The following is a 20,018-nucleotide window of genomic DNA, read 5'->3' as shown; positions in this document are numbered from 1 at the left end:
TGGAAGACATGTTCATGAACGGCCGCCCCGCCGCCACCTCCGACCGCTTCAACTTCGGCGGCGGCGAATACGCCTTCAACGAAAAACGCACCCAGGTGGGCGTGTGGTACGCGGAACTGTCCGACATCTACCAGCAGCAATATTTCAACCTGACCCACAGCCAGCCCATGGGCGACTGGACCCTGGGCGCCAATCTCGGCTATTTCATCGGCAAGGAAAACGGCAGCGCCCTGGCCGGTGACCTGGACAACAAGACCGCCTTCGCCATGCTCTCGGCCAAATATGGCGGCAACACCTTCTATGTCGGCCTGCAGAAAGTCGGCGGCGACGATGCCTGGATGCGGGTCAACGGCACCAGCGGCGGTACCCTGGCCAACGACAGCTACAACTCCAGCTACGACAACGCCAAGGAAAAGTCCTGGCAAGTGCGCCACGACTTCAACTTCGCCGCCGTCGGCGTGCCGGGCCTGACCCTGATGAACCGCTACATCAGCGGCGACAACGTGCACACCGCCACGGTGGACGATGGCAAGGAATGGGGTCGCGAAAGCGAGCTGGCCTATACCGTACAGAGCGGCGCGCTGAAGAACCTCAACGTGAAATGGCGCAACTCGTCGCTGCGTCGGGACTTCAGCACCAACGAGTTCGATGAGAACCGCATTTTCATCAGCTACCCAATTTCGCTTCTCTGAGCAAAGGAGCTGGCGTCATGACCTGTCACATAGCGGTCATGACGCTGGCGTAACGCGTGGCAAGGAGGCCGGTTTAGAGCGATTCGTCGATCAGACGTTGACAAGGTAGCGCAAGGATAAGGATATTCGCCCTCGGTCGTACGACAACTTATAACAACTGATACCTCTCACTGTTTGCTCAGGTAACTTCATGACTACGACAACCATTCGCCATCCCTTCAATCGCCTGTTGCTCACCGGTGCCGCCGGCGGCCTGGGCAAAGTGCTGCGCGAGCGCCTCAAGCCTTTCGCGCGGCATATTCGCCTGTCGGATATCGCCAACATGGCGCCGGCCATCGACGAAAGCGAAGAAGTGGTGCTCTGCGACCTGTCCGATAAGCAGGCGGTGCACCGACTGGTGGAAGGCGTCGACGCCATCCTGCATTTCGGCGGCGTATCGGTCGAGCGCCCCTTTGAAGAAATCCTTGGCGCCAACATCAGCGGCGTGTTCCATATCTACGAAGCGGCCCGCAAGCACGGCGTCAAGCGAGTCATCTTCGCCAGCTCCAACCATGTCATCGGTTTCTACAAGCAGGACGAGCCCCTCGACGCCCTCTCCCCTCGCCGCCCGGATGGCTACTACGGCCTGTCCAAGTCCTACGGCGAAGACATGGCCAGTTTCTACTTCGATCGCTACGGCATCGAGACCGTGAGCATCCGCATCGGCTCGTCGTTCCCGGAGCCGCAGAATCGCCGGATGCTGAGCACCTGGCTGAGCTACGACGACCTGACCCAACTGATCGAATGCTCGCTCTACACCCCGAGCGTACGCCATACCGTGGTGTATGGCATGTCCGCCAACCGTGATGTCTGGTGGGACAACAGCCACGCCGCACACCTGGGTTATCAACCCAAGGACAGCTCTGAAATCTTCCGGGCCAAGGTCGAGGCGCAACCCATGCCGGCCGCCGACGATCCGGCCAGGATCTATCAGGGCGGCGCCTTCGTGGCGGCCGGCCCGTTCGATGACTGATTCGTCTGTTTTTCCATGGGATACGAACGCCACAAGGGAATCACCATGCAAGCCGAATTGATTGTCGATGCACGCAACGCCGTCGGGGAAAGCCCGGTCTGGGTCCCCGAGGAAAACGCCCTGTACTGGGTGGACATCCCCAGCGGCGGCCTGCAGTGCTGGAACGCCGGGACTGGCCAGCTCAAGGGCTGGAACACTCCGGAAATGCTTGCCTGTATCGCCCGCCACCAGGACGGCGGCTGGGTGGCCGGCATGGAAAGCGGCTTCTTTCGCCTGCACCCCAATGACGACGACACGCTGGACAGCGAGTTGTGCGCCAACGTCGAACACAGCCGCCCCGACATGCGCCTCAACGATGGCCGCTGCGACCGCCAGGGTCGCTTCTGGGCCGGCAGCATGGTGCTGAACATGGGCGCCAACGTCGCCGAAGGCAGGATGTACCGCTTTGAAGCCGGGCAACGCAGCCCGGTCGAGGCGCAACTGAGCGGTTTCATCGTACCCAACGGCCTGGGCTTCAGCCCGGACGGGCGCACGATGTATCTCTCAGACTCGCATCCGCTGATCCAGCAGATCTGGGCCTTCGACTACGACATCGACAGCGGCACGCCTACCAACCGGCGCCTGTTCGTCGACATGATGCCCTTGGCCGGTCGCCCGGACGGCGCGGCAGTGGACGCCGAGGGTTGCTATTGGATCTGCGCCAACGATGCCGGCCTGATCCATCGTTTCACCCCGGATGGGCGCCTCGACCGCTCGCTGGAAGTGCCGGTCAAGAAACCGACCATGTGCGCCTTCGGCGGCAGCCGCCTCGACACCCTCTTCGTCACCTCGATCCGCCTTGGCGACGACAGCGATCCCCAATCCCTCGCCGGGGGTGTGTTCGCGTTGAACCCTGGCGTCAAGGGCCTGGCCGAACCCGCATTCGGAGGGTTGAAACACGCCGCGAACTGACTTGCTGCACCGCTTTACTGGATGAGCCATAAAAACAACAACACTGGAGACTGACCATGAATTTCAAACGCACGCTTCTGATCGCGGCCCTGCCCCTGGCCTTCCTGGCCCAGGCGGCGCATGCCCTTGAACTCAAGATCGCCGACATCCATCCCAAGGGTTACCCGACCGTGATGGCCGAGGAATCCATGGGTAAAACCCTGGAAAAGGAAAGTAATGGCGAACTGAAGTTCAAGTACTTCCCGGGCGGCGTGCTGGGTTCGGAGAAAGAAGTCATCGAACAGATGCAGGCCGGCGCGATCCAGATGTCCCGAGTCAGCCTCGGCATCGTCGGTCCCGTGGTGCCGGATGTGAACGTCTTCAACATGCCGTTCATTTTCCGCGACCAGGCCCACATGCGCGCCGTCATCGACGGCGATGTCGGCGATGCGATCCTCGACCGGATCACCAACTCCGAGTTCGGTCTGGTGGCCCTGGCCTGGATGGACGGCGGCACGCGCAACCTCTACACCAAGAAGCCGGTGCGCAAGCTCGAAGACCTCAAGGGCATGAAGATCCGCGTCCAGGGCAATCCGATGTTCATCGAGACGTTCAATGCCATGGGCGCCAACGGCATCGCCATGGACACCGGTGAGATCTTCAGCGCCTTGCAGACCGGCGTGATCGACGGGGCGGAAAACAACCCGCCGACCATGCTCGAGCACAACCACTACCAGAACGCCAAGTACTACAGCCTGACCGGCCACCTGATCCTGCCCGAGCCTATCGTGATGTCGAAGATCACTTGGAACAAGCTCACGCCGGAACAGCAAGACATGGTGAAAAAAGCCGCCAAGGCTGCTCAGGCCGAGGAGCGCAAGCTGTGGGACCAGAAGTCCGCCGCCAGTGAAGAAAAACTCAAGGCCGCCGGCGTCGAGTTCATCACCGTGGACAAAAAGCCCTTCTATGACGCCACCGCGCCGATCCGCGCCAAATACGGCGCGCCGTATGCCGACCTGATCAAGCGTATCGAAGCTGTCCAGTAAGACCTTTCGATCTGTACTCCTGAAAAGGCCGCGCGCGCCTGCGGTTGACGGCGCGCCCGGTTACGGTGGAACCCGATGAAGAATTTGCTGCTGCGTATCAACGACACGATTTACATGACTTGCATCTGGGTGGCCGGCCTGTCTGTGCTGGCCGTTGCACTGATGATTCCCTGGGGTGTGTTTGCCCGTTATGTGTTGGGCTCAGGTTCCAGCTGGCCGGAGCCCACCGCGATCTTGCTGATGATCGTGTTCACCTTCATCGGTGCGGCCGCCAGCTACCGCTCTGGCTCGCACATGGCCGTGGACATGGTCACCAGCCGCTTGCCATCGCACTGGCGCACGGTGGCGTCGGTCTTCACCCAGTTATTGATGGCCGCAGTCTGCATTTTCATGACCATCTGGGGCACCAAGCTGTGCATGACCACCTGGAATCAGTTCATGAGTGCCATACCCACCCTGCGCGTCGGCATTACCTACATGCCGATTCCGATTGGAGGTTTCCTGACCCTGATTTTTGTCCTGGAAAAACTCTTGCTGGGTGATCAAAGCCAGCGTCGGGTCGTGCAGTTCGACCTGGTTGAAGAAAGCGAAGGTGCCGTTTAATGGACGCTCTGATCCTGCTGGGCAGTTTTTTGTTGTTGATCCTGATCGGCATGCCGGTCGCCTACGCATTGGGCGCTGCCGCTCTGATCGGGGCGTGGTGGATCGATATTCCGTTCCAGGCCATGATGATCCAGGTCGCGGGCGGGGTGAACAAGTTCTCGTTGCTGGCCATTCCGTTTTTCGTGCTGGCCGGCGCCATCATGGCCGAGGGCGGCATGTCCCGCCGGTTGGTGGCGTTCGCCAGTGTGCTGGTGGGGTTCGTACGCGGAGGCCTGTCCCTGGTCAACCTCGTCGCTTCGAGCTTCTTCGGTGCAATCTCCGGATCCTCGGTGGCCGACACCGCCTCCGTCGGCTCCGTGCTGATACCGGAAATGACACGCCGGGGCTATCCGCGTGATTACGCCACCGCCGTCACCGTCAGTGGTTCGGTACAAGCGCTGCTGACACCGCCCAGCCACAACGCGGTGCTGTATTCCCTCGCCGCTGGCGGCACCGTCTCCATCGGTTCGCTGTTCATGGCCGGCATCGTCCCCGGCATCCTGATGAACCTTTGCCTGATGGCTCTGTGCCTGGTTTTTGCGAAAAAGCGCAATTACCCCAAGGGCGAAGTGATTCCGCTCAAGCAAGCACTGAAGATCTGCAAGGAAGCCATGTGGGGCATGATGACCCTGTTCATCATCCTTGGCGGCATCCTCTCGGGCGTCTTCACCGCCACAGAATCGGCCGCCATTGCCGTGGTGTGGGCGTTCTTCGTGACCATGTGCATCTATCGCGACTACAAATGGAGCGAGCTGCCGAAACTGATGCACCGCACGGTACGCACCATCTCCATCGTGATGATCCTGATCGGCTTCGCCGCCAGCTTCGGCTACATCATGACCCTGATGGAAATCCCGGCGAAGATCACCACCGCGTTCCTGACCCTGTCGGACAACCGCTACGTGATCCTGATGTGCATCAACGTGATGTTGCTGCTGCTAGGCACCGTGATGGACATGGCGCCGCTGATCCTGATCCTGACACCCATCCTGATGCCGGTGATCGTGGGCATCGGCGTGGACCCTGTCCAGTTCGGCATGATCATGCTGGTGAACCTGGGGATCGGCCTGATCACGCCACCTGTGGGCGCGGTGCTGTTCGTCGGATCCGCCATCGGCAAGGTCAGCATCGAAAGCACCGTCAAGGCCCTGCTGCCGTTCTACGGCATGCTGTTCCTGGTCCTGCTGGCCGTGACCTACATCCCTGCCATTTCCCTGTGGCTGCCGAAACTGGTGTTGTAACAAACGACAAATCCCTCTCGTGGCAAGGAGGGTTCCCCGTTGGGCTGCAACGCAGCACTGAAGCTCAGATCCCGGTGCCAGACAGATCGGGGCTGCTGGTTCCGGGGCTGCTTTGCAGCCCAGCGGGGATAAATCCTTCGCCAAAATCGGGGTTCACATACAGACATCCAATTCTCTGCATAACAGCCTTTCCTCTTTGGCAGACAACCACCATGACGCCCCCCCTTCTCCATCTCGAAGACGAACTGACCCGCCTCATCCTGGCCCCACATCTGGGTGCCAGTCTCGTTGAGTGGACCGTGCGTGGCACCGGTGCGCCCCTGCTGCGCCCTCCCGCGCCCCAGGCGCTGGAAAATGGCCTGCCAGGCAAACTGGGGGGCTTCCCACTGATCCCCTGGTCGAACCGGATCGCCAAGGGCGGCTTCGATTGCCCCGGCGGCTGGCTCGCCCTGGATGCCAACAGCCCCAACGACCCGTTTCCGATCCATGGCAGTGCTTGGCAGCAACCGTGGCAGGTGATCGAACACAGCGCCCACGAAGCCCTGCTGCAACTCGACTCCCGACATCCGTTCGGTTACCGGGCCAGTCTGCGCATCGGCCTGAACGGCGGCCAGTTGCAGATCGCGATGCTGGTCACCCACACAGCGAAACAGCCGGCGTGGCATGGACTGGGCCTGCACCCGTACTTCCCGCGCACCGCCGCCACCCGCCTGAAAACCCGCGCAACCCAAGCCTGGCTGTGCGACGCCACGAAACTGCCGACGGAACTGATCGACCTCCCCGCACACTGGGATTTTGGCGAGGCCCGCTTGCTGCCGGACACCCTGGTGGACAATGGCTTCGGTGGCTGGGACGGGCATTGCCTGATCCAGCAGCCAGACCTGGGCTACACGCTGGAGTGCCGGGCCAGCGGCAGCGATTACTTCCTGCTCTACTGCCCGGTGGGCCTGGACTTCTTTTGCTTCGAACCGGTCAGCCATCCGGTCAACGCCCATCACCTGCCCGGACGTCCCGGGTTGCGCCTGCTGGAGCAGGGGCAATCGATGGCGATGCAGTTCTCGATGCAGTGCAGGTTGCTATGAACCCCATTCCCCGATTGGGGCCGAGGATCTGGTGCGTGACCGCTACGCCCGTACCCACATGAACACAGCCACCCCCAGGCAAACCCCGGCGAACCCCACCTGCAGCACCCGGGCCGGGACCCTCGCCGCCAGGCGCCGCCCCAGCATCATCCCGACGATGCTTGCCGCGATGAACACCGCGCCGACCCGGTCGATGCTCACCCCGGCATGAAACGCCCCCACCACGCCAATCAGTGAAATCAGGCTGATGACCATCAAGGACGTCGCGACGATGCCGCGCATCTGCACGTCGGTCAGTTGCTTGAACGCCGGTACGATCAGGAAACCACCGCCCACGCCCAGCAACCCCGATACCAGGCCCGTCACCGCCCCCAAAGCCGACAGCGTAACGGTGCAGCGAGGCGTCCAGGCCAGGCGCCCGGTCTGGCGATCGAGCATGCAGTTCTTCTGGCCCCAACTGGCCGCGCCGTGATCGCTGGGCCCCGGTTGCGCGGTTTCTCCACGCAACATGCGCGCAGCCACCAGCACCATCAGCAGGCCGAACAGGATCATCAGGACTTTTTCCGGCAGCCGGTGGGCCATATGGATCCCCAGCGGCGAAAACACCGCGCCGAGCAAGGCGATCAGCATCGCCGCCCGGTAACGCACCAGGCCATGGCGCAGCCCGTCGATGGCCCCCACCGCCGCCGCGCTGCCCACCGCCAGCAACGCCACCGGCGCGGCCTGGGTCATGCTCCAGCCCAACCCGAGCACCAGTGCCGGCACCGCCAGGATGCCACCACCGGCCCCCGTCAGTCCGAGGATCACCCCCATGATCACGCCAGAAAAACCTGCCAGAACCATAAAACTCTCTCAAGCCACGCACACCTGTTGTCAGGTGCGATCGCATTTGCAGGACGCCTCGGCCCTCACTAAGCTGCGGACCATATGTTGTAAACCTCAAGCGTTGCAACCGCTTCTTCCCGTACAGGTTCGCTGTCATGCCCGCGCAGATCCAGAGCTTTCTCGACCCCGCCTCGAAGACCTATACCTACGTCGTCTATGAACACGAGGGAGGGCAATGCGCGGTGGTGGACCCGGTGCTGGACTATGACCCGGCCTCGGGCCGCAGCGGCACCGTTCAGGCCGAGCGGGTGATCGCTTTCGTGCGCGAACACCGGTTGACGGTGCAATGGCTGCTGGAGACCCACGCCCACGCCGATCACTTGTCCGCCGCGCCTTACCTGCGCAAGGTGCTGGGAGGGAAGATCGCCATCGGCCAGGCCATCGGCGAGGTCCAGCAGGTCTTCAAGAAGCTGTTCAACCTTGAACCGCAGTTTGCCGTCGACGGCTCCCAGTTCGATCACCTGTTCGCCGCCGACGAAGGGTTTTTCATTGGCAATCTCAAGGCCACGGCCCTGCACGTGCCCGGCCATACGCCGGCGGACATGGCCTACCTGATCGACGGCGATGCGATCCTGGTGGGCGACACGCTGTTCATGCCGGACGTGGGCACCGCCCGTTGCGACTTTCCCGGAGGCAACGCCCACCACCTCTATGCCTCGATTCGCAAACTGCTGGCCTTCCCCGCCAGCGTGCGGCTGTACGTATGCCACGACTACCCTCCGGACACCCGCGAACCGCACTGCATGAGCACCGTGGGTGAGCAGCGCCAGCACAATATTCACGTCCACGACGGCATCGACGAGGCCACGTTCGTCGCCATGCGTACCCAGCGGGATGCAACGCTGGGCATGCCGACGCTGCTATTGCCGGCGATCCAGGTGAACGTGCGGGCCGGCAACCTGCCGCCGGCCGAGGACAATGGCGTGACGTACCTGAAGATTCCGCTCAATCAGCTTTAGAAGCTTGTACTGAACGCGATGGCAGTGGGTCAGCAACAATGATCCATCAGACAAGCAAAACCTCCCCAGCAGGAACTGCCGAAGGCAGCGATCCTTCGACTTTCAGGTTCCCAAGGTCAAGCCATTGGCCGGCAACGGCAGCGCCGTCTTGTAGCGCACCTGCTTGAGGGCAAAACTGGAGCGGATATTCGCCACCCCCGGGACCTTCGTCAGGAAGTCCATCATGAACCGCTCCAGGGCCTGGATCGTCGGCACCAGTACGCGGATGAGGTAATCCGGGTCGCCCGCCATCAGGTAGCATTCCATCACCTCGGGCCGGTCGGAAATGGCCTCCTCGAAATGCTGCAACGCCTCCTCCACCTGCTTCTCCAGACTGACATGGATGAACACGTTGACATGCAGGCCCAGCAGGTCGGCATCCAGCAGCGTGACCTGCTCGCGGATGACCCCCAGCTCCTCCATGGCCCGGACCCGATTGAAGCACGGCGTCGGTGAAAGGTTGACCGAACGGGCCAGGTCGGCGTTGGTGATACGGGCGTTTTCCTGAAGGCTGTTCAGGATGCCGATGTCGGTGCGATCCAGTTTACGCATGAGACAGATATTCCTGATTTTTATCGTTGTGCAGATTTTTTATCTGCAAATAACCTGAACAGCAAGCCAACAGAGAAAAATATTCTTCTGCGTCGAGCCTATGATTGTTGTAGGACAATTTTCCTTATCCAGGAGAGCTGTCAGCTAGCGCGCCCACTACAAGAAATTCACAAGATCGAGCGTAGAAAGCCATGAACCCAGCGTATGAACCGCTACGCCTGCACGTCCCCGAACCCACGGGCCGTCCCGGCTGCAAGACCGACTTCTCCTACCTGCACCTGAGCGATGCCGGCACGGTGCGCAAACCGTCCATCGACGTTGAGCCCTCCGATACCGCCGACCTGGCCCGCAGCCTGATCCGCGTACTCGACGACCAGGGCAATGCCCACGGTCCATGGGCCGAAGACATCCCCCTCGAGATCCTGCGCAAGGGCATGCGTGCCATGCTCAAGACGCGGATCTACGACAACCGCATGGTGGTCGCCCAGCGCCAGAAAAAAATGTCGTTCTACATGCAGAGCCTCGGCGAGGAAGCCATCGGCAGTGCCCAGGCCCTGGCGCTGAACATCGACGACATGTGCTTCCCCACCTACCGCCAGCAAAGCATCCTGATGGCCCGGGAGGTCCCTCTGGTGGACCTGATCTGCCAGTTGCTGTCCAACGAGCGCGATCCGCTCAAGGGCCGGCAGCTGCCGATCATGTACTCGGTCAAGGACGCCGGTTTCTTCACCATTTCCGGTAACCTCGCCACCCAGTTCATCCAGGGCGTGGGCTGGGGCATGGCCTCGGCGATCAAGGGCGATACCAAGATCGCATCGGCCTGGATCGGCGACGGCGCCACCGCCGAGTCGGACTTTCATACCGCCCTCACCTTCGCCCATGTCTATCGGGCCCCGGTGATCCTCAACGTGGTGAACAACCAGTGGGCGATTTCCACTTTCCAGGCCATCGCCGGGGGTGAAGCCACCACATTCGCCGGACGCGGCGTCGGTTGCGGCATCGCCTCGCTGCGGGTCGATGGCAACGATTTCATGGCTGTCTATGCCGCCTCCCGCTGGGCCGCCGAACGCGCCCGGCGCAACCTCGGCCCGGCGCTGATCGAATGGGTCACCTACCGCGCCGGCCCGCACTCCACTTCCGACGATCCCTCCAAGTACCGCCCCGCCGACGACTGGAGCCACTTCCCGCTGGGCGATCCGATTGCCCGCCTCAAGCAGCACATGGTGAAGATCGGCCAGTGGTCCGAAGAGGAACATGCGGCGGTTACCGCCGAACTGGAAGCCGAAGTGATCGCCGCGCAGAAGGAAGCCGAGCAGTACGGCACCCTTGCCGGCGGGCAGATTCCAAGCGCTGCCACCATGTTCGAGGACGTCTACAAAGAGATGCCGGAGCACTTGAAGCGCCAGCGTCAGCAGTTGGGGATCTGACATGAACGATCACAACAACAATATTGCGTTGGACACCGCCATGACCACTACCACCATGACCATGATCCAGGCCCTGCGCTCGGCCATGGACGTGATGCTCGAACGCGACGACAACGTCGTGGTGTTCGGCCAGGACGTGGGTTACTTCGGCGGCGTGTTCCGCTGCACCGAAGGCCTGCAGAGCAAGTACGGCACCTCCCGGGTGTTCGATGCGCCGATTTCCGAAAGCGGTATCGTCGGCGTGGCGGTGGGCATGGGCGCCTACGGGCTGCGGCCGGTGGCCGAGATCCAGTTCGCCGACTACGTCTACCCGGCCTCGGACCAGATCATTTCCGAGGCGGCGCGCCTGCGCTATCGCTCGGCGGGTGAGTTCACTGCGCCCATGACCCTGCGCATGCCCTGCGGCGGCGGCATCTACGGCGGCCAGACCCACAGCCAGAGCATCGAGGCGATGTTCACCCAGGTCTGCGGCCTGCGCACCGTGATGCCGTCCAACCCCTACGACGCCAAGGGCCTGCTGATCGCCTCCATCGAAAACGATGACCCGGTGATCTTCCTCGAACCCAAGCGCCTGTATAACGGTCCGTTCGACGGCCACCACGACCGCCCGGTAACCCCGTGGTCGAAACACCCCTCGGCCCAGGTTCCGGACGGTTACTACACCGTGCCGCTGGACGTGGCCGCCATCACCCGTCCGGGCAAGGACGTGACTGTGCTCACCTACGGCACCACGGTCTACGTTTCCCAAGTGGCGGCCGAAGAGACCGGCATCGATGCCGAAGTCATCGACCTGCGCAGCCTCTGGCCGCTGGATCTGGAGACCATCGTCAAGTCCGTAAAAAAGACCGGACGCTGCGTAATCGTCCATGAAGCCACCCGCACCTGCGGCTTCGGCGCCGAGTTGGTGTCGTTGGTCCAGGAACACTGCTTCCACTCCCTGGAAGCGCCCATCGAGCGCGTCACCGGCTGGGACACCCCCTATCCCCATGCGCAGGAGTGGGCGTATTTCCCAGGGCCGTCCCGAGTGGGCGCGGCATTGAAACGGGTCATGGAGGTCTGAATGGGCACGCACGTTATCAAGATGCCGGACATCGGCGAAGGCATCGCGGAAGTGGAATTGTCGGTGTGGCACGTCAAGGTCGGCGACATGGTGGTCGAAGACCAGGTGCTGGCCGATGTCATGACGGACAAGGCCATGGTGGACATCCCCTCGCCCGTCCATGGCCGGGTCATCGCCCTGGGCGGTGAACCGGGTGAAGTGATGGCGGTGGGCAGCGAGCTGATCCGCATCGAAGTGGAAGGCGCTGGCAACCTCAAGGAGTCGGCAGCGCCATTCGCTGCGCCGGCACAGCCCCAGGCGGCGAAACCTGCCCCGGTGGCGGCACCTGAACCGTCGCTGGAAAAACTTGCCGCAGCACCGCGCCCGGCGCCCCAGGCCCCTGTGGCCCGTGAGCCCGCCGAACGGCCGCTGGCGTCTCCGGCCGTGCGCAAACATGCCCTGGACCTGGGTATCCAGTTGCGCCTGGTGCAGGGCAGCGGCCCCGCCGGGCGTATCCTGCACGAAGACCTGGAAGCCTACCTGGCCCAGGGCTCGACACCCCCGGCCAAGGGCGGTTCGAGCTACGCCGAACGCCACGACGAACAGCAGATCCCGGTGATCGGCATGCGCCGCAAGATCGCCCAGCGCATGCAGGAAGCAACCCAGCGCGCCGCGCATTTCAGCTATGTCGAGGAAATCGACGTCACCGCCCTGGAAGAGTTGCGCATCCACCTGAACGAAAAACACGGCGCCAGCCGCGGCAAGCTGACCCTGCTGCCGTTCCTGGTGCGGGCCCTGGTGGTGGCCCTGCGGGATTTCCCGCAGATGAACGCCCGCTACGATGACGAAGCCCAGGTCATCCAGCGCTTCGGTGCGGTGCATGTAGGGGTCGCCACCCAGAGCGACGTGGGCCTGATGGTACCGGTGATGCGCCATGCCGAATCCCGCAGCCTGTGGGACAGCGCGACGGAAATCGCGCGCCTGGCCACGGCCGCCCGCAACGGCAAGGCCAGCCGCGATGAGTTGTCCGGTTCCACCATCACCCTGACCAGCCTCGGAGCCCTCGGCGGGATCGTCAGCACCCCGGTGCTGAACCTGCCGGAAGTGGCAATCGTCGGCGTCAACAAAATCGTCGAGCGGCCCGTAGTGATCAAGGGCCAGATCGTGATCCGCAAGATGATGAACCTCTCCAGCTCCTTCGACCACCGGGTGGTCGATGGCATGGACGCGGCGCAATTCATCCAGGCCTTGCGTGGCCTGCTCGAACAACCGGCAACGCTGTTCGTGGATCAATAATGGGAGCAGGCATGCAACAGACACTGAACACCACGCTGCTGATCATCGGCGGCGGTCCCGGCGGCTACGTGACGGCCATCCGCGCCGGCCAGTTGGGCATCCCGACCATCCTGGTGGAAGGCCAGGCGTTGGGCGGAACCTGCCTGAACATCGGCTGCATTCCGTCCAAGGCGTTGATCCATGTCGCCGAGCAGTTCCACCAGACATGTCACCACAGCCAGGGATCGGCCCTGGGCATCAGCGTATCGCCGCCCTCCCTGGACATCGGCAAGAGCGTGGAATGGAAGGACGGCATCGTCGACCGCCTGACCACCGGCGTCGCGGCATTGCTGAAGAAACACAAGGTCCAGGTCATCCATGGCTGGGCGAAAGTGGTCGATGGCAAGACCGTCGAAGTCGGCGACACCCGTATCCAGTGCGAACACCTGGTGCTGGCCACCGGCTCGAAAAGCGTCGACCTGCCGATGCTGCCCATTGGCGGGCCGATCGTCTCCTCCACCGAAGCCCTTGCACCGACCTCGATACCCCGGCACCTGGTCGTGGTCGGAGGCGGTTACATCGGCCTGGAACTGGGCATCGCCTACCGCAAGCTGGGCGCCGAGGTCAGCGTCGTTGAAGCCCGGGAGCGGATCCTGCCCGCCTATGACGGGGAACTGACCCAACCGGTGCACGAAGCGCTCAAGCAGCTGGGCGTGAAGCTGTACCTCAAGCACAGCGTCGAAGGTTTCGATGCCCAGGCCAGCGCCCTGCAAGTGCGCGACCCCGAAGGCGGCACGCTGGACCTGCAGACGGACCGGGTGCTGGTGGCGGTCGGACGCAAACCCAACACCCAAGGCTGGAACCTCGAAGCGTTGAACCTGACGATGAACGGCGCCGCCGTGAAAGTCGACCACAGCTGCCAGACCAGCATGCGCAACGTCTGGGCCATCGGCGACCTGAGCGGCGAACCGATGCTTGCCCACCGGGCCATGGCCCAGGGCGAAATGGTTGCCGAACTCATCGCCGGCAAGGCTCGGGAGTTCAATCCGGCAGCCATTCCCGCGGTGTGCTTCACCGATCCGGAAGTGGTGGTCGTGGGCAAGACCCCGGACGAAGCCAAGGCCGACGGCCTGGACTGCCTGGTGTCGAGCTTCCCGTTCGCCGCCAACGGCCGGGCCATGACCCTGGAATCGAAAAGCGGCTTTGTCCGGGTCGTGGCTCGGCGGGACAACCACCTGGTCGTCGGTTGGCAGGCGGTGGGCGTCGGCGTCTCGGAGCTGTCCACCGCATTCGGCCAGTCCCTTGAAATGGGCGCACGACTGGAAGATATCGCCGGCACCATCCACGCCCATCCGACCCTGGGCGAAGCGGTGCAGGAAGCCGCGCTGCGGGCGTTGGGGCATGCGTTGCATCTGTAGCCGATCAGTTGCAGGTCAATGAGCTTGTGGCGAGGGGATTTACCCTCGCTGGACTGCTAAGCAGTCCCAAGACAGCGATATCGGTGTGCCCGACACACCGGCTTGTTGGATTTAGGGCTGCTTCGCACCTGAGCGGAGATTAATCCCTTCGCCACAGGGTTTTGTTTAATCCGGGGACAGGTTTTCACCCCGGGGATTGGTGTTACGGGCTGCGAAACAGCCCCGGAATGAAGTATTGTTGTGCCCATCCAAAAAACGTCAGAAGCCTTTAACCGTTTCGACGGTCGTCAAGATATAGAGGGTGTCATGGGTAACGAGAGCATCAATTGGGACAAACTGGGCTTTGACTACATCAAGACCGACAAACGCTACCTGTCGCACTGGCGCAATGGCGCCTGGGACGCCGGCACCCTGACCGACGACAATGTGCTGCACATCAGCGAGGGCTCCACCGCCCTGCACTACGGTCAGCAATGCTTCGAGGGCCTGAAGGCCTACCGCTGCAAGGACGGCTCGATCAACCTGTTCCGTCCTGACCAGAACGCCGCCCGCATGCAGCGCAGTTGCGCCCGCCTGCTGATGCCCCACGTGGACACCGAGCAGTTCATCGAAGCCTGCAAGCAGGTGGTCCGCGCCAACGAGCGCTTCATCCCGCCCTACGGCACCGGTGGCGCGCTGTACCTGCGTCCCTTCGTGATCGGCGTGGGTGACAATATCGGCGTGCGTACCGCGCCCGAGTTCATCTTCTCGGTCTTCTGCATTCCGGTGGGCGCCTACTTCAAGGGCGGCCTGACGCCACACAACTTCCTCATCTCCAGCTTCGACCGTGCCGCGCCACAAGGCACCGGCGCGGCCAAGGTCGGTGGCAACTACGCGGCCAGCCTGATGCCCGGCTCGCAGGCCAAGAAGGCGAGCTTCGCCGACTGTATCTACCTGGACCCGCTGACCCACTCCAAAATCGAAGAAGTCGGCTCGGCCAACTTCTTCGGTATCACCCACGACAACAAGTTCGTCACCCCCAACTCGCCGTCCGTGCTGCCGGGAATCACCCGTCTGTCGCTGATCGAGCTGGCCAAATCGCGCCTGGGCCTGGAAGTGGTCGAAGGCGACGTGTTCATCGACAAGCTCTCGGACTTCAAGGAGGCCGGTGCCTGCGGTACCGCAGCGGTGATCACTCCGATCGGCGGCATCAGCTACAAGGACAAGCTGCACGTCTTCCACAGCGAAACCGAGGTCGGTCCGATCACTCAGAAGCTCTACAAAGAGCTGACCGGCGTGCAGACCGGCGACATCGAAGCGCCGGCAGGCTGGATCGTCAAGGTCTGATCCCAGGCCATCGGTAACACACCAGGCTGTGTAAGCGACATCCTCAAAGCCCACTCCTGCATCAGCACGAGTGGGCTTTTCATTGCCTGTCGATCAGCGCAGACCCAGCGTAGGGGCGAGCCTGTTCTCGCTGCTCTCACCCACCTCCACGTGCGCATTGATACCGAACCGCCTCGCCATCTCCTTGCGCCCAATGGCGGTCAACCCCAACGCCCGGCTGTCCAGATCCTGGCTCAGCCACTGGCGCTTGAGCGCCATTTGCAACAACGCCGCCCCCAAGGCACCTCCCAGGTGAGGCCGACGCATGCTCCAGTCCAGGCAAGGGCAGGCGAATCGCCGTCGCTGGGTGGCAAGGGCCTGGGCATCGATGCCCAGCGCCTGGAACAACGCTTCACCCGACTCGCTCAGCCGATAAGCCTGCCCTTCCACGTCCACCAGCCATCCGGCTTCGAGCATGCGGTCATGCAGCCGCACCGCCAACGTGCCAGCCATGTGGTCGTAGCAGGTACGGGCGAATTGCAGGCGGTCCGGGGTTCGTGGGACGAAGGCCGGCGCGGCGTTCTGACCGATCACCATCAGCGCTTCAAGGGCCTGGGCCACGCGTTTGTCCGCAAGGCTGTAGTAGCGATGACGCCCCTGGACATGCAAGCGCACCAGGGCCAGCTCCTTGAGTTTCGCCAGATGGGCGCTGGCGGTGGAAGCACTGACCTCGGCAATGCTCGCCAGCTCTGTGCTGGTCCGGGCGTGACCGTCCATCAACGAACAGAGCATGCGGGTGCGTGCCGGTTCGGCAATCGCCGCCGCCACCTGGGAAACACCGAGATCGTGGTGCTGCGCATTCATATTTCGCTCCTGGACGAATCAAGCCATGCATCGACTGGAGATAGTAGCAACTCTTTCTTCATCCTCAACGAGGCAGCGCTTCATGGACCCCATCACCGCCGCGACTCATCCCGACCCCTATCCTTATTACGCAAGCCTGCGCGCCAAAGGCGGGCTGACCTTCGATCAGCAGGTGCAGTCGTGGATCGCCAGCAGCGCCGAAGCCGTATGCGCCGTGCTGCGTCACGCCGATTGCCATGTTCGCCCGCCCCAGGAACCTGTGCCGAAGGCCATCGCCGGCAGGCCCGCCGGCCAGGTATTCGGGCACCTGATGCGCATGAACGAAGGCGAACGCCAGCGCTGCCCCAGGTCGGCGATCGCCCCGGGTTTGCAGGACATCGATCGACAGCAGGTCAGGGCATGGGTCAGGGCCGGTTTTTTCGAGGATGGGGCCGCGGGCCTGCATCACGCACAGTTCATCGGACCGGTCGCCGTGGTGGCGGCGCTGTTGGGCTTCAGCCCGGCGGACAGCCGACTGCTCAGTGCACTGACGAGGGATTTCGTCGCGTGCTTGTCGCCCCTGAGCGACGCTGCGCAACTGCACGCCGCGCACCGCGCCACCGGTCAATTGCAGGTTCTGTTTCGCAAGCGAATCGAGGCCAACGATTCGGCCAGCGCCTGGCTCACAGGCATCTGCCAAGGCTTCGCAGGCGTCGCGCCGAACGACCTGGTCGCCAACCTGATCGGGCTGCTCGCACAAACCCACGAAGCTACCGCCGGCCTGATCGGCAATGCCCTGCTGGCGCTGATACGCGATCCGGCGTTGCTGCACAGGATCAGGGAGGAGCCGACGCTAATCGGCCCGTTACAGGCCGAAGTCCAGCGCTTCGACCCTCCCGTACAGAACACCCGTCGCTTCGTTGTCGCCCGCTGCGACATCCTCGGCGTATCCCTGGAACCGGAGGAGGCGATCGTGGTGTTGCTCGCCTCGGCCAATCGCGATCCGGCCCTCAACCCACAGCCGGACCTCTTGCTGACGGACCGCCTCAATCGCCGCAGCTTCAGCTTCGGTGCCGGGCGCCATGAATGCCCGGGGCAAACCCTGGCGATGGATATCGCCGCGGCCTCCCTGGCGACGATCCTCGAGCGAGCCCCCCAGCCGGACCGGCTGGACTGGCGCTACCGCCCTTCGGTCAACGGTCGCATCCCAGTGTTCAGCGACCGCCCGTGAAAGGCGCCCCCAAAAGGCGTTCAATCGTCGCGGGTCAGTACTTCCAGCAGTTCGATTTCAAAGATGAGGTTGCTGTTGGGCTTGATGTGGGCACCCATGGACCGCTCGCCATAGGCCAGGTGGGCCGGCACCAGCAGCTTGCGCTTGCCACCGACCTTCATGCCCATCAAGCCCTGGTCCCAGCCCTTGATGACACGACCGGTGCCAATGACGCACTGGAAGGGTTTGCCACGGCTGTAGGACGAATCGAATTCGGTGCCGTCTTCCAGCGTGCCGCGGTATTGAGTGGTGATCAGCGCCCCTTTGACTACGCTTTTACCGTCGCCCTGCTCCAGGTCGATGATTTGCAATTCTTCGCTCATGGCCATTTTCCGTTGGGTTCGAGGCGCGGTTTTTCGCAGAAATCCACGCGCCTGGCAAACTTTTATGGCCAGCGGCTTCGCTGCGGGAGGGAACCGCAGCGGCCGCCCTGGTTCACATGGGTATCGACCCTGCATTTCAGATAAGGATGTTCTGATGATCGACTCTCGCCCTCTTCATGGCTTCATTCCGCCCTATATCCTCAACCGCATCATCGCCCACGGCTCCGAACAGCAGCGCTCCAGCGCCCTGGGCACCCTGACCCATGTGCGCAGCCTGCGGCACAATCCCGGCCCGCCCCACACCCCACCCGTCGCTGCCGCACTGGCAAGGCCGGGCAAGCCCGGCCATCCTCAGCGCAGCGTGCACGACGCACAGAACAGCATGGAACTGCCCGGACAGCCCGTGCGCCTCGAAGGCCAACCGGCCAGCGGCGACCCGGCCGTGGACGAAGCCTACGATGCCCTGGGCGCCACCTACGATTTCTTCTGGAAAGTCCTGGGCCGTGACTCCATCGACAACAAGGGCTTCGCCCTGGTGGGCACCGTGCATTACGGCCAGGGCTACGAAAACGCCTTCTGGAACGGCGCGCAGATGGTGTTCGGCGACGGCGACGGGGAAATCTTCCAACGCTTCACCCGCTCCCTCGATGTGGTGGCCCACGAGCTGGCCCACGGCGTCACCGAAAGCGAAGCGGGCCTGATCTATGCCAACCAGTCCGGCGCCCTGAACGAATCCGTCTCCGACGTGTTCGGCGTGCTGGTCAAGCAGTTCGTGCTCGAACAGACCGCCGACCAGGCAGACTGGCTCATCGGCGCCGACCTGCTCACCGACAGGATCAACGGCGACGGCCTGCGCAGCATGTCCAACCCCGGCACGGCCTACGACGATCCGTTGCTGGGCAAGGACCCGCAGCCGGCGCATATGCGTCAGTTCGTCATCACCCGCGAGGACAATGGCGGCGTGCACATCAATTCCGGCATTCCCAACCGCGCCTTTTATCTGGTGGCCACCGCGCTGGGCGGATTTGCCTGGGAAAAGGCCGGCCGAATCTGGTATGACACCTTGTGCGACCGAAAACTGGCCAACGACGCGTCCTTCAGTGCTTTCGCCCGCCTGACCGTCGAGCACGCCCGCCAGCGGTTTGGCGAGCGGGAAGTGCAAGCGGTGCAGGATGGCTGGGACCAGGTGGGCGTCGACCTGACTGAGGAGAGCTGATGAAGAACCTTCCAGACCTCGACGACAAGGCCGTGGTGCGGCTGTCACGCCAGGGCGGCGTGGCGGCCATCCATGCCCTGACCCGGCCCCGGGAGATCGAGTTCGCCCAATGCGACCTCGACCAGCGAACGCGCATCTGCTCGGTCCTGGAGGGCTGCCTGCCGCTGACCTCTTCCACGCCCGGGCGCGGCGACCAGCGTTTCTTCCAGATCGAGGTGCGCTACCGCACCAACGACCAGGACGACGAAATGGTGCTGCAGGTGCCCGAGGACCGGGCACCCGGCGAATTGATCCAGTTGTGGGACAAGGGCGAAGTCATCTGAGGACCCGGGGTTGTACGAAGAGTTGCCCAGGGCACTCTACGTACAAAGCCTAACGCGTGGCCGGAACGATCTTGACGATGGCGCCCGAGACGGTTTCGATCAGCAGGTATTTGTCGTCGATATGCACCCATTGCTGCTCGCTTGTCGGCTGCTCGAGCTGCTTCTGTTTCCAATCCTTCACGGCCCTGTCGGCGCGCTGGTAGTCCGCCGGCACGCGGTCGTTCTCCACCAGCCTGCGACCATTGCTTGGCGAATGCTCCAGGGCATCGCCGGTCTTCTCGACTGCCTGGGCGGCAGGCCCGAGGGCGGCGAGGCCGGCGATCAGGAGCAGGCTGGCGGTCAGGGTTGGTTTACGCATAGAAAAAACTCCAGTTTTGCGAGGGACTGAAGCTGGGACTTCGCCAGCGACGAATCATTCCATTGGCTGTAGCCGTGGCGAGGGAAGCTTGTGCCCTCGCCACGGGATATAGTGACCACCCCTTGGACATCGGCCCTCACC

21 protein-coding genes are annotated in these 20,018 nt (G+C 63.0%); 16 read left to right on the top strand and 5 right to left on the bottom strand.

The window, feature by feature from the left end; all coding sequences use genetic code 11:
* The 7 genes from BLP99_RS25540 to BLP99_RS25510 all read left to right on the top strand — a co-directional run.
* A partial coding sequence (locus tag BLP99_RS25540; RefSeq protein ID WP_143007980.1) for an OprD family outer membrane porin occupies window positions 1-692 on the top strand: 692 nt, incomplete at its 5' end.
* 190 nt (window positions 693-882) lie between these two features.
* Window positions 883-1,704, top strand: a complete 822-nt coding sequence (locus tag BLP99_RS25535) for an NAD-dependent epimerase/dehydratase family protein (RefSeq protein ID WP_072398995.1) — start codon at window positions 883-885, stop codon at window positions 1,702-1,704.
* A gap of 45 nt (window positions 1,705-1,749) precedes the next feature.
* A complete protein-coding gene (locus tag BLP99_RS25530; protein ID WP_092182123.1) occupies window positions 1,750-2,655 on the top strand; it encodes an SMP-30/gluconolactonase/LRE family protein in 906 nt (301 codons plus the stop codon).
* A 56-nt stretch (window positions 2,656-2,711) separates the two neighbouring features.
* The gene (locus BLP99_RS25525) at window positions 2,712-3,680 is read left to right on the top strand and encodes a TRAP transporter substrate-binding protein (RefSeq protein ID WP_072459642.1); all 969 of its coding nucleotides are present in this window, start codon (window positions 2,712-2,714) and stop codon (window positions 3,678-3,680) included.
* Between the two features lie 75 nt (window positions 3,681-3,755).
* A complete protein-coding gene (locus BLP99_RS25520; RefSeq protein WP_072398998.1) occupies window positions 3,756-4,283 on the top strand; it encodes a TRAP transporter small permease in 528 nt (175 codons plus the stop codon).
* Complete coding sequence (locus tag BLP99_RS25515; RefSeq protein ID WP_072398999.1) at window positions 4,283-5,563, top strand: TRAP transporter large permease; 1,281 nt, start codon at window positions 4,283-4,285, stop codon at window positions 5,561-5,563. The genes BLP99_RS25520 and BLP99_RS25515 overlap by 1 nt, the downstream gene beginning before the upstream one ends.
* Window positions 5,564-5,775: 212 nt before the next feature.
* Window positions 5,776-6,645: an aldose 1-epimerase gene (locus BLP99_RS25510; protein ID WP_072399000.1), complete on the top strand. Its 870-nt coding sequence runs from the start codon at window positions 5,776-5,778 to the stop codon at window positions 6,643-6,645.
* A gap of 42 nt (window positions 6,646-6,687) precedes the next feature.
* Here the strand turns inward: BLP99_RS25510 and BLP99_RS25505 are convergent, their stop codons facing one another.
* On the bottom strand, window positions 6,688-7,488 hold the full coding sequence (locus tag BLP99_RS25505; protein ID WP_072399001.1) for a sulfite exporter TauE/SafE family protein: 801 nt from the start codon (window positions 7,486-7,488) through the stop codon (window positions 6,688-6,690).
* A 137-nt stretch (window positions 7,489-7,625) separates the two neighbouring features.
* Here BLP99_RS25505 and BLP99_RS25500 point away from each other — a divergent pair, with 137 nt between their 5' ends.
* Complete coding sequence (locus BLP99_RS25500) at window positions 7,626-8,489, top strand: MBL fold metallo-hydrolase (protein WP_072399002.1); 864 nt, start codon at window positions 7,626-7,628, stop codon at window positions 8,487-8,489.
* Window positions 8,490-8,591: 102 nt separating this feature from the next.
* Here BLP99_RS25500 and bkdR read toward each other — a convergent pair whose 3' ends face one another.
* Complete coding sequence (bkdR, locus tag BLP99_RS25495; RefSeq protein WP_053157366.1) at window positions 8,592-9,080, bottom strand: Bkd operon transcriptional regulator BkdR; 489 nt, start codon at window positions 9,078-9,080, stop codon at window positions 8,592-8,594.
* A 191-nt stretch (window positions 9,081-9,271) separates the two neighbouring features.
* On the opposite strand from bkdR, the gene BLP99_RS25490 reads away from it, so the two are divergent.
* The 5 genes from BLP99_RS25490 (at window position 9,272) to BLP99_RS25470 (ending at window position 15,565) form a co-directional block, all read left to right on the top strand.
* Window positions 9,272-10,507 (top strand): 3-methyl-2-oxobutanoate dehydrogenase (2-methylpropanoyl-transferring) subunit alpha, encoded by a 1,236-nt coding sequence (locus BLP99_RS25490; RefSeq protein ID WP_072399003.1) that lies wholly within the window; start codon window positions 9,272-9,274, stop codon window positions 10,505-10,507.
* Between the two features lies 1 nt (window position 10,508).
* A complete protein-coding gene (locus BLP99_RS25485; protein WP_072399004.1) occupies window positions 10,509-11,567 on the top strand; it encodes an alpha-ketoacid dehydrogenase subunit beta in 1,059 nt (352 codons plus the stop codon).
* Complete coding sequence (locus BLP99_RS25480) at window positions 11,568-12,842, top strand: dihydrolipoamide acetyltransferase family protein (protein ID WP_072399005.1); 1,275 nt, start codon at window positions 11,568-11,570, stop codon at window positions 12,840-12,842. It abuts the gene before it with no gap.
* An 11-nt stretch (window positions 12,843-12,853) separates the two neighbouring features.
* A complete protein-coding gene (gene lpdA, locus BLP99_RS25475; RefSeq protein WP_072459645.1) occupies window positions 12,854-14,239 on the top strand; it encodes a dihydrolipoyl dehydrogenase in 1,386 nt (461 codons plus the stop codon).
* 306 nt (window positions 14,240-14,545) lie between these two features.
* Complete coding sequence (locus tag BLP99_RS25470) at window positions 14,546-15,565, top strand: branched-chain amino acid aminotransferase (RefSeq protein ID WP_072399006.1); 1,020 nt, start codon at window positions 14,546-14,548, stop codon at window positions 15,563-15,565.
* A 93-nt stretch (window positions 15,566-15,658) separates the two neighbouring features.
* On the opposite strand, the gene BLP99_RS25465 is transcribed toward BLP99_RS25470, so the two are convergent.
* Window positions 15,659-16,408 (bottom strand): ArsR/SmtB family transcription factor, encoded by a 750-nt coding sequence (locus tag BLP99_RS25465; RefSeq protein ID WP_072459641.1) that lies wholly within the window; start codon window positions 16,406-16,408, stop codon window positions 15,659-15,661.
* 82 nt (window positions 16,409-16,490) lie between these two features.
* On the opposite strand from BLP99_RS25465, the gene BLP99_RS25460 reads away from it, so the two are divergent.
* Window positions 16,491-17,618 carry a cytochrome P450 gene (locus BLP99_RS25460; protein WP_072459640.1) on the top strand — a complete coding sequence of 376 codons (1,128 nt, stop codon included), beginning with the start codon at window positions 16,491-16,493 and terminating at the stop codon, window positions 17,616-17,618.
* 20 nt (window positions 17,619-17,638) lie between these two features.
* On the opposite strand, the gene BLP99_RS25455 is transcribed toward BLP99_RS25460, so the two are convergent.
* Complete coding sequence (locus BLP99_RS25455) at window positions 17,639-17,980, bottom strand: FKBP-type peptidyl-prolyl cis-trans isomerase (protein WP_072399009.1); 342 nt, start codon at window positions 17,978-17,980, stop codon at window positions 17,639-17,641.
* 154 nt (window positions 17,981-18,134) lie between these two features.
* Between BLP99_RS25455 and BLP99_RS25450 the strand changes: the two genes are divergently transcribed.
* Together BLP99_RS25450 and BLP99_RS25445 are read left to right on the top strand one after the other, a co-directional pair.
* The gene (locus BLP99_RS25450) at window positions 18,135-19,196 is read left to right on the top strand and encodes a M4 family metallopeptidase (RefSeq protein WP_072432303.1); all 1,062 of its coding nucleotides are present in this window, start codon (window positions 18,135-18,137) and stop codon (window positions 19,194-19,196) included.
* Window positions 19,196-19,519, top strand: a complete 324-nt coding sequence (locus BLP99_RS25445) for a protealysin inhibitor emfourin (protein WP_072432302.1) — start codon at window positions 19,196-19,198, stop codon at window positions 19,517-19,519. The genes BLP99_RS25450 and BLP99_RS25445 overlap by 1 nt, the downstream gene beginning before the upstream one ends.
* 49 nt (window positions 19,520-19,568) lie before the next feature.
* On the opposite strand, the gene BLP99_RS25440 is transcribed toward BLP99_RS25445, so the two are convergent.
* Entirely contained in the window at window positions 19,569-19,877 is a 309-nt protein-coding gene (locus BLP99_RS25440) for an RcnB family protein (RefSeq protein WP_072432301.1), read from the bottom strand.
* Window positions 19,878-20,018: the final 141 nt, after the last annotated feature.

The sequence above is a fragment of the Pseudomonas sp. NFACC32-1 genome (assembly GCF_900101215.1).
GTDB lineage: Bacteria > Pseudomonadota > Gammaproteobacteria > Pseudomonadales > Pseudomonadaceae > Aquipseudomonas.
Note: the sequence above shows the minus strand (reverse complement) of the source record. Positions and strands in the feature narration are given on the sequence as shown.